Below are 8,774 nucleotides of genomic sequence, written 5' to 3'. Positions count from 1 at the left end.
TACGGTTACGCAGGATGCAAAAACCAGTTGCCGCTATTTCTTCTCGTCCTTGACTTCCTCGAACTCGGCTTCGACGACATCTTCCTTGCCGCCGGCTTTCCCTTCCCCGGCGGCAGCTTCGCCGGCATCACCGGCAGCCTGCGCCTGGGCGTACATCGCCTCGGCAAGCTTGTGGGCAGACTGGGCGAGGGCTTCGGTCTTCGTCCGAATGGTCTCGGCGTCATCCGCCTCCATCGCCTTCTTGAGCTCATCCAGCGCTTGCTGGATCCCGGCGCGGGTCGCTTCGTCGACCTTGTCGCCGTGCTCCTTGAGGGATTTCTCGGTGGTATAGACCAAGCCGTCGGCCTGGTTGCGGGCCTCGATCAGCTCACGTTTCTTGTGATCCTCGGCGGCGTGGGCCTCGGCGTCCTTCACCATCTTGTCGATCTCCTCCTGGGAGAGGCCGGAGGAGGCGGTGATGCGGATCGACTGCTCCTTGCCGGTACCGAGGTCCTTGGCCGAGACATGCAGGATGCCGTTGGCGTCGAGGTCGAAGGTGACTTCGACCTGCGGCACTCCGCGCGGGGCCGGCGGAATGCCGACCAGTTCAAAGCGGCCGATGGTCTTGTTGTCGCCGGCCATCTCTCGCTCGCCCTGCAGCACGTGCACGGAAACGGCCGGCTGGTTATCGGCGGCGGTAGAGAAAACCTGGCTCTTCTTGCAGGGAATGGTGGTGTTTTTCTCGATCAGCTTGGTCATTACCCCGCCCAGGGTTTCGATTCCCAGAGAGAGGGGGGTGACGTCGAGGAGCAGCACGTCCTTGACCTCCCCCTTGAGAACGCCGGCCTGGATGGCGGCGCCGATGGCCACTACCTCGTCGGGGTTGACCCCGCGGTTGGGGACCTTGCCGAAGATCTCCTGGACCTTCTTCTGCACGATCGGCATGCGGGTCATGCCGCCAACCAGGATTACCTCGTCGACGTCGGCGGCGGAGAGGCCGGCATCCTTGAGGGCGGTGCGGCAGGGAGCGACGAGATTCTCGATGAGGTCGGCGCAGAGGCTTTCCAGCTTGGCCCGGGTGAGGCGGATGTTGAGATGCTTGGGCCCGGTCTGGTCGGCGGTGATGAAGGGGAGGTTGATGTCGGTCTCCATCGAGGTGGAGAGCTCGCACTTGGCTTTCTCCGCCGCCTCCTTGAGGCGCTGCAGGGCCATCTTGTCGCTGCGCAAGTCGATCCCCTGCTCCTTCTTGAACTCGTCGGCCACGTAGTCAATGATGCGCTGGTCGAAATCCTCGCCGCCGAGAAAGGTGTCGCCGTTGGTCGAACGGACTTCAAAGACCCCTTCACCGAGTTCGAGGATGGAGATGTCGAAGGTTCCGCCACCAAGGTCGAAGACGGCGATTTTCTCCTCCTTCTTCCGGTCAAGACCGTAGGCAAGCGCCGCCGCCGTCGGCTCGTTGATGATGCGCAGCACGTTGAGGCCGGCGATCTTGCCCGCGTCCTTAGTCGCCTGGCGCTGCGAGTCGTCGAAGTAGGCCGGGACGGTAATCACCGCGTCGGTGACCGACTCGCCGAGGTAGTCCTCGGCCGTCTGCTTCATCTTCTGCAGGACCATGGCCGAGATCTCGGGCGGACTGTACTTCTTTCCGCGCACCTCGACCCAGGCGTCGCCATTGTCGGCCTTGACGATCTTGAAGGGACTGATCTTGATATCCTTGCGCACCGCCTCGGTGTCGAACTTGCGGCCGATCAGGCGCTTGATGGCGAAGAGGGTATTTTCCGGGTTGGTGACCGCCTGCCGTTTGGCCTGCTGTCCCACCAGCCGCTCGCCGCTCTCGGTGATCGCCACCATCGACGGCGTAGTGCGCGAGCCTTCGGCGTTGGCGATGACGACCGGCTCGCCCCCTTCCATGACGGCCACGCAGGAGTTGGTGGTGCCGAGATCTATACCAATGACTTTAGCCATGACTTGTATCCTCCTTTGATCCCTCTGGGTTCATAGATGTTATCAGTTTCGCGCCGCCTTACGGCTCGGCGGCGACCGGCGGCGCCTTGGCCACCATGACCATGGCTGGCCGCAGCAGACGATCATTGAGCAGGTAGCCCTTTTGCAACTCCTGCACTACCGTGTTGGGGGGGTGCTCGGCACTCTCCACCTGTCCGAGCGCCTCGTGCCGGGCCGGGTCGAACGGCTCGCCGAGCGAGCGGATCGGGGTCACACCGAACTTATCGATTACCCGCTGGAACTGACCGAGGGTCAGCTCCACCCCCTGCAGCAGTCCGCCGTTGCCGCCATCACTCTGCCGGGCGTGCTCGAGGGCACGCTCCAGATTGTCCATCACCGGCAGGATCTCGCGCAGCAGGTTTTCATTGGCGAAACGGGAGAGGTCCTCCTTTTCCCGCTGCACCCGCTTGCGGTAGTTTTCCAGATCGGCCCGGGCGCGCAGGTAGAGGTCCCAGTTCTTCTGCGCCTCCGCCTGGCTGGCGGCAAGTGCCCCCTCGGCAGGGGGCTGCTCTGCCGACACAACTTCCGGTACCGGCGACGGGGTCTGCTCCCCGGCTGCGCTTCCGGCGGTTTCGCTTTGTTCATCCATTTCGTGCTGCTGCTTCTTCTTGGACACGCTATAAGTCTCCTGTTATGACTCCGACTCCAGCATCTGACTCACCAGCCGGGCCGTGTAATCGACGACGGGAATCACCGTTGAATAAGGCATGCGTACCGGGCCGATGACCCCCAAGGTGCCGATGGTCCCACGGCGACTGGAATAGGTCGCAGTGACCAGACTGCAGCCCTCAATTTCCCGATACTCGTTTTCGTTGCCGATGAAGATCTGGACCCCATCGGCCTTCTGGCTCTTGTCGAGGAGCTCCACCAGCAGACCTTTCTGTTCAAAAGTCCTGAACAGCCGTTTCATCCGCTCCAGGTCGGCGCCCTCGGGCTGCTCGAAAATATTAGCGGCCCCCTCGATGAAGACTTCGCTTTCCGACTCCTCCTGGAGCGCCTCGCGAGAAAGCAGCAGAGCCCGCTGCAGCAAATTGTCGTAGAGGGCCTTTTCCTTGGCCATCTCCTCGACAATCCGCGCCTTTGCCTGCTGGATAGTCATGCCGGTCAGGGTCTGGTTGAGGTAGCTGCTCATCTGCTCAAGCTCGCCCGGGGAGAGCGCTTCAGTGGTCTCGATGATTTTGTTCTGCACCAGCCCCGTATCGCTGACGAAAACGACCAGGATGCGTCCCAGGGAGAGACGGATGAACTCGATATGGCGAAAGACGGTGGCCGTAAAACGCGGGGCCATGACGATTCCCGTGTAATGGGAAATGCGTGAGAGGATTTTGCCCGCCTCCCGCAGCAGCTCATCCATGCGCAGCCCCTTGAGGTGGTGATGCTGCTGGATCCGCTGTTGCTCCTGCTGGGACAACTGCCGCACCTGGAGCAGGGAGTCGATATAAAACCGGTACCCCTTGTCGGTCGGAACCCGCCCCGCCGAGGTATGCGGAGAGATGATGTAGCCCATCTCCTCCAGGTCGGCCATGACGTTGCGCACCGTGGCCGGGGACAGACCAAGGGGATGGCGGCGGGTCATGGCCCGGGAACCGATCGGTTCGGCCGAGTCGATATAGTCCTCGATGATTGCCTCGAGGATCTTCCGACTGCGCTCGTTGAGCTCCTCGCTCATCCGTTTCACCGCCCCAAAAAACCAGAAGCCGGAAAATCCGGCCCAGCGCTCACCGTTAGCACTCCCGGGGGAAGAGTGCTAAGCGTGAACAACATAACAACGCCCCTCCCCTTTGTCAAGGTCTAAAGCAGCGGAAAAATCCGCGCATTAGCTCAAAGAAAGGGGGTGATGAGATGGTCGTAGAGCAGCCAGCCGTCGAGGTCGAAGGTCCAGAATCCGTCCTTCAACCGCAGGTGCCGGCCGGCCTTTTCGATCGCCGCCGGAAATGCCTCGGCGACCCGCAGACCGAACCGCTGCCGGAATCGATCGTCATCGACGCCGGCGGCGGTGCGCAACCCCAGGTAGAGGGTTTCAGCCATGGCTCCGCGGTGGTCGAAAGTTTCCAGGGTTTGTGCCGGGTTCTCACCGCCGCCCAAACCTCGGGCGTAACGGTTGAGGTCCGGAGGCACCGACTGGCGCTCTCCCCAACCGGCGTCCAGAAAACTGTGCGCACCGGCACCGACCCCCAGATAGCTCAGGCGCTGCCAGTAGCCGAGGTTGTGCCGGCACTGGCGGCCGGGGCGGGCGTAGTTGGAGATTTCGTAGTGCGTATACCCCGCCTGCGTCAAGCGCTCGTGCAGCGCCAGGAAAAGGGCGGCATAGCGCTCCTCGTCGGGCAGTTCGAGATCGCCGCGGCGGTGGAGATGATAGAAGGGGGTCTGCTCCTCGACGCTCAGGCCATAGCAGGAGAGGTGGTCGGGCGAGAGGGCCAGCAGTCGGCCAACCTCCGTGTGCAAATCGCGGACGGTCTGGCCGGGAAGGGCGAACATCAGGTCGAGGGAGACGTTGGCAAATCCGGCCGGTCGGGCCCAGGCGATGGCCTGACAGGCCTCGGCAGCGGTGTGGACGCGCCCCAGAGTGCGCAAGCCTGACTCATCGAGGGACTGGACGCCCAACGACAGGCGGTTGATCCCGGCCTCAAGATAGCCAGCCAGGCTTGCCGGAGTCACGGTACCCGGGTTGGCCTCCAGGGTCACCTCGGCTGCCGCTTCCAGCCCGAACTCGGTGCGTGCCGCGGTGAGCACGCGCGCCACCGCTTCGGCCGGCAACAGGGAGGGGGTGCCGCCGCCGAAAAAAACGGTAGAAAAGGGGCCTTGCCAGAGGCCGGAGCTGGCTGCGAGCCGCAGGTGACGGATGAGCAGATCGGGATAGTGGGCGAGCTGGGAGGCGTTCCCCGGCAGCGAGAAAAAATCGCAGTAGGGGCATTTGCGGCGGCAGAACGGAACGTGCAGGTAGAGGGCGGGCATGCCGGGCGAAGACTACTCCACCACCCAGACGGTCAGGCCGGCGGCCTTGTGGACCACCTCGCTGGAGACGCTCCCCAGCAACAGTTTTCTGGCTCGGGAAAGGCCGCGGCGTCCCACCACGATGGTGTCGCAGCCCCGTTTCGCCGCCTCGTCAACGATGTCCTGCCCCAGGCTGATGCACACTGGCTGGATCGATTGCCGAATCTGCACTGCAGCCATTCCGTTGCGGATCAGCAGGTCGGCAGCGGCTTGCAGCGCGCCCCGAAGCTTTTGCAGCTCCAGCCGATGGTCCTCGTCTCCATGCACCTCGGGTGGCGGCGATGCCGGATCGAACTGCCGGCTCCCCGGCGGAATCCCCGGTGTCAGGGACAGCAGGTGTACTTCACTGTCCGGAAGTCGCGGGAGAATGCTGGCCGAATATTCGACGGCGCGCCACGAAGCGGGGGAAGTGTCGAGCGCGATCAGGGCTTTCACGTGGGCCACCTCCACAAACAGGTCTGGTTCACCCTGGGGTAATTCCCTCAGAGGAAGAACAGCAGGGACATCACTGCAAGGAACAGCACCGCCAGCAAAACCCCACCGCCCACCGGATAGGCGGCCGTCCGGCTGCGCCGCTCGATGCGGTCCTCCGTGGTACCAAGGTCGGCGCCTTCTCCGGTCGCTTCGGCCAGCAGGCGCACACCGTGCTTCTGGATGTTGCCTCCCGGCTCTTCGAAAAAGCGGGCCAGCAGACCGGGGACCAGCTTGACGAGGACCCTGTCCCCCCAGCTGTTCAACCCGTTGCAGGCCTTGTCGGCCAGGCCATAGAAGAGCCGGCCCCCCTTGCGGTAGAACCAGTCGGCATCAATGTTGACCGAACGGATTTCCGCCGGGTAAATGCCGGAGAGGAGCAGCAGGGTGAAGGCAAGAGCCGAGAAAAAGAGCAGCTGGGTTTGGGCGATCACATGGCTCGCGGTGTAGGGCTGGTAGTCGGTGGCGAAGGGGAGCAGGCTGTAGAGGAATTGGGGGAACGAGCCGATGAAGATGCAGAGAACGGCGGCGATTCCCATCGCCAGCAGCATGTGTCGCGGCGCCTCCTTGCAGCGCAGCCCGGAGTCGTGGGAGAAGAAGGCGAAGAAGGGGATCTTGATGCCGGCATGATGAAAGACCCCGGCCGAAGCGAACAGCAGCACGAACCAGACCAGACGCAGATTACCGTGGGCTGCCGCCTCCATCACCATCGATTTGCTGACGAAACCGCTGAACAGGGGAAAGGCCGAAATCGAAGCGGCGCCGACAATGCAAAAGGTGCAGGTCCAGGGCATCGACCGGTAAAGCCCACCGAGGTCGGTGGCGTTGATCTTGCCGGTGCGGTACATCACCGCACCCATGGTCATGAACAGCAGTCCCTTGAAGAGGATGTCGTTGAAGGCATGGGCGACCGCGCCGTTGATTGCTAGGGCGGTGCCGATACCGATGCCGACGACCATGAAGCCGACCTGGTTGATCAGGCTGTAGGCCAGCACCCGCCGCAGGTCGTTCTCGATGACGGCGTAGAAGATCGGGAAGGCGGCCATGGCCGTGCCGATCCAGATCAACTCCTCGGTGCCGGGGAAGGCCCGGGCCAGAACGTAGATCGCCGTCTTGGTGGTGAAGGCGGAGAGGAAGATGGTGCCGGTGATGGTCGCCTCGGGATAGGCGTCGGTCAGCCAGGGGTGCAGCAGGGGCCAGGCGCAGTTGACGCCGACGCCGATGAAGATCAGGGTCGAGGCCAGCCCGTCGAGGCCGACAAAGCCGAAGGCTGCGGTGCCGGTCTGCTGGACGTGGAGGACGATGCCGGCGAGCAGACAGAGACCGCCGGCGACATGCACCATGAAGTAGCGGAAACCCGCGCCCAGGGCGGCCGGAGTGCGCCGCGCCAGGATCAGGAAGGTGGCACTGATTGTCAGCATCTCCCAGAAGACGAACAGGGTGAAGAAGTCGCCGGCGAAGGTCACCCCCAGGGCGGCGCCGGCGTAGACCAGCCCGGCGACGTTCTGCACATCGTCCTCGACATGCAGGGCATAGAGGATCGAAATGAAGGAGATCAGGTGAAAGATGTAGCCGAAGATCAGACTGAGTCGGTCGACCTGGCCGAAGACCAGTTCGTAGTCCATGAAGCCGGCCGTCCAGTGGGTTCCCTCGGGAATGGCCAGCAGGTTGAGGAAGCTCACCACCGGCAGCAACAGCATCCAGGCAGCCTTGGCCTTTCCCCGCAGGAAGGGGACCGGCAGCGCTCCGAGGATCAGGATGACGGCGGGTGGCAGGGCGTTAATCATAGTAATCCTCTTTGCGCATCACCAGGGGACGCAGGATATATTTGGCGACCAGCACCAGCACCACGCAGGCGACGAAACCGTAGACGGAATAGAAGCCGAAGAACTCCTCCCAGGGGAAGATGGCGTGCTTGTGATAGAAGAGGTCGATCCCCAGCAGCAACACCACACAGGTGAAGAACCCGTAGAGCAGGCGCTTGACGTTCTGCGGATGATCGAACATCGCCAGTTCTTCTTGCATGTCGACCGGATGCTGGAAATCCTCTTCCCGGACTTCCGGTTTGGCCGGCTTCTTCATGGCTGCGCTCCCCTAGAGGGTATTGAACAGGATGTAGGCCAGGTAAAGGACCCCGGCAGTGAAGGTGACGTAGAAGACCGGCCGGTAACCCGCCACCGGGTCATGGGCCAGGATCAACTTCTCCTCATGCTTCTTATGAGCGTGTTTCGACTGCATGATATAAAACTCCTCGCCCGGCGCTCTCCTTCAGGGGAAGAGGGCCCGCTGCACCAGTTGGAGAAAGACCGAAGGGTAGAAAAACAGCAGAAGCGAGCAGAGAGCGGTGACGCTCAGCGGCAACAGGCAGTAAAGGGGCGCCTCCCGGATTCCGCCGCTCGACTCCCCCGCAGGGGCCGGGGCGAAAAAGCCCCGGTATACGATGGGGAAGAAATAGGCCGCGTTGAGCAGCGAGCTGCCGAGCAGCACCGCCACCAGAACCAACTGGTGCGACTGCGCCGCCCCGACCAGCAGGTTCCACTTGCTGAGAAAGCCGCCCAGGGGCGGCATGCCGATGATCGAAAGTGCCCCGAGAAAGAAGGCCGCATAGGTGACCGGCATCTTTCGGCCCAGACCGTCCATCTCCGAGATGTACTTCTTGTGGCTGGCCACGTAGATCGCTCCGGCGCAGAAGAAGAGGGTGATCTTGCCGAAGGCGTGCATGGCGATGTGCAGCACCCCGCCGGTCATCCCCGCCGCGGAAACCATGCCGGCACCGAGAATCATGTAGGAGAGTTGGCCGATGGTCGAGTAGGCGAGCCGCCGCTTGAGGTTGTCCTGGGTCAGGGCGACCAGCGAGGCGAACAGGATGGTGATGGAGACGAAGTAGGTCAGGGCCACGCCGAGGTCGAGGCTCCGCAGCAGGTCGGGGCCGAAGATGTCGAAGACTACCCGCAGGATCGAGAAAACCCCAACCTTGACCACCGCCACACCGTGCAGGAAGGAGCTCACCGGCGTCGGCGCCACCATTGCCGCCGGCAGCCAGCCGTGAAACGGCATCACGCCGGCCTTGGCGAAGCCGAGCACGAATAGCAGCAGCAAGAGGCTCAGGGTCGCCGGGGAGGCCTTGCCGGCGAGGATCCCGCCGTGGGTGAAATCGAGGGTCCCGGTCAGCTGATAGACAATCAGCATCGCCGGCAGCACCAGGCCAATGGAGGTGCCAAGGATGTAGGTCAGGTACTTGCGCCCCGAGGCCCGCGCCTCGGCATTCTGCTCGTGGGTTACCAGCGGATAGGTCGACAGCGAAAGGACCTCGTAGAAGAGGTACA

9 protein-coding genes are annotated in these 8,774 nt (G+C 63.0%); all 9 read right to left on the bottom strand.

Annotated features, from left to right (window positions below; translation table 11 throughout):
* Positions 1 to 33: 33 nt before the first annotated feature.
* The gene (gene dnaK / locus VD811_16105; protein HXV22508.1) at positions 34 to 1,944 is read right to left on the bottom strand and encodes a molecular chaperone DnaK; all 1,911 of its coding nucleotides are present in this window, start codon (positions 1,942 to 1,944) and stop codon (positions 34 to 36) included.
* Positions 1,945 to 2,002: 58 nt separating this feature from the next.
* Positions 2,003 to 2,599, bottom strand: a complete 597-nt coding sequence (gene grpE, locus VD811_16100) for a nucleotide exchange factor GrpE (protein ID HXV22507.1) — start codon at positions 2,597 to 2,599, stop codon at positions 2,003 to 2,005.
* A gap of 15 nt (positions 2,600 to 2,614) precedes the next feature.
* The gene (gene hrcA, locus VD811_16095; protein HXV22506.1) at positions 2,615 to 3,652 is read right to left on the bottom strand and encodes a heat-inducible transcriptional repressor HrcA; all 1,038 of its coding nucleotides are present in this window, start codon (positions 3,650 to 3,652) and stop codon (positions 2,615 to 2,617) included.
* Positions 3,653 to 3,804: 152 nt separating this feature from the next.
* Entirely contained in the window at positions 3,805 to 4,938 is a 1,134-nt protein-coding gene (gene hemW / locus VD811_16090) for a radical SAM family heme chaperone HemW (protein HXV22505.1), read from the bottom strand.
* Positions 4,939 to 4,950: 12 nt separating this feature from the next.
* A complete protein-coding gene (locus VD811_16085) occupies positions 4,951 to 5,412 on the bottom strand; it encodes a universal stress protein (protein ID HXV22504.1) in 462 nt (153 codons plus the stop codon).
* Between the two features lie 47 nt (positions 5,413 to 5,459).
* A complete protein-coding gene (locus VD811_16080; GenBank protein ID HXV22503.1) occupies positions 5,460 to 7,235 on the bottom strand; it encodes a Na(+)/H(+) antiporter subunit D in 1,776 nt (591 codons plus the stop codon).
* Entirely contained in the window at positions 7,228 to 7,530 is a 303-nt protein-coding gene (locus tag VD811_16075; GenBank protein ID HXV22502.1) for a hypothetical protein, read from the bottom strand. Before VD811_16075 ends, VD811_16080 begins: the two co-directional genes overlap by 8 nt.
* A gap of 12 nt (positions 7,531 to 7,542) precedes the next feature.
* Complete coding sequence (locus VD811_16070; GenBank protein ID HXV22501.1) at positions 7,543 to 7,686, bottom strand: hypothetical protein; 144 nt, start codon at positions 7,684 to 7,686, stop codon at positions 7,543 to 7,545.
* Positions 7,687 to 7,716: 30 nt separating this feature from the next.
* Positions 7,717 to 8,774, bottom strand: a 1,058-nt coding sequence (locus tag VD811_16065; protein HXV22500.1) for a proton-conducting transporter membrane subunit, incomplete at its 5' end; no start/stop codon positions are given.

This window comes from Desulfuromonadales bacterium (assembly GCA_035620395.1).
GTDB lineage: Bacteria > Desulfobacterota > Desulfuromonadia > Desulfuromonadales > DASPGW01 > DASPGW01.
Note: the sequence above shows the minus strand (reverse complement) of the source record. Positions and strands in the feature narration are given on the sequence as shown.

Bases quoted from the DNA above. Each gene is read 5' to 3' on its own strand.
- dnaK (HXV22508.1), bottom strand. From the start codon at position 1,944: ATGGCTAAAGTCATTGGTATAGATCTCGGCACCACCAACTCCTGCGTG.
- hrcA (HXV22506.1), bottom strand. From the start codon at position 3,652: ATGAGCGAGGAGCTCAACGAGCGCAGTCGGAAGATCCTCGAGGCAATC.
- hemW (HXV22505.1), bottom strand. From the start codon at position 4,938: ATGCCCGCCCTCTACCTGCACGTTCCGTTCTGCCGCCGCAAATGCCCC.
- VD811_16080 (HXV22503.1), bottom strand. From the start codon at position 7,235: ATGATTAACGCCCTGCCACCCGCCGTCATCCTGATCCTCGGAGCGCTG.
- VD811_16075 (HXV22502.1), bottom strand. From the start codon at position 7,530: ATGAAGAAGCCGGCCAAACCGGAAGTCCGGGAAGAGGATTTCCAGCAT.
- VD811_16070 (HXV22501.1), bottom strand. From the start codon at position 7,686: ATGCAGTCGAAACACGCTCATAAGAAGCATGAGGAGAAGTTGATCCTG.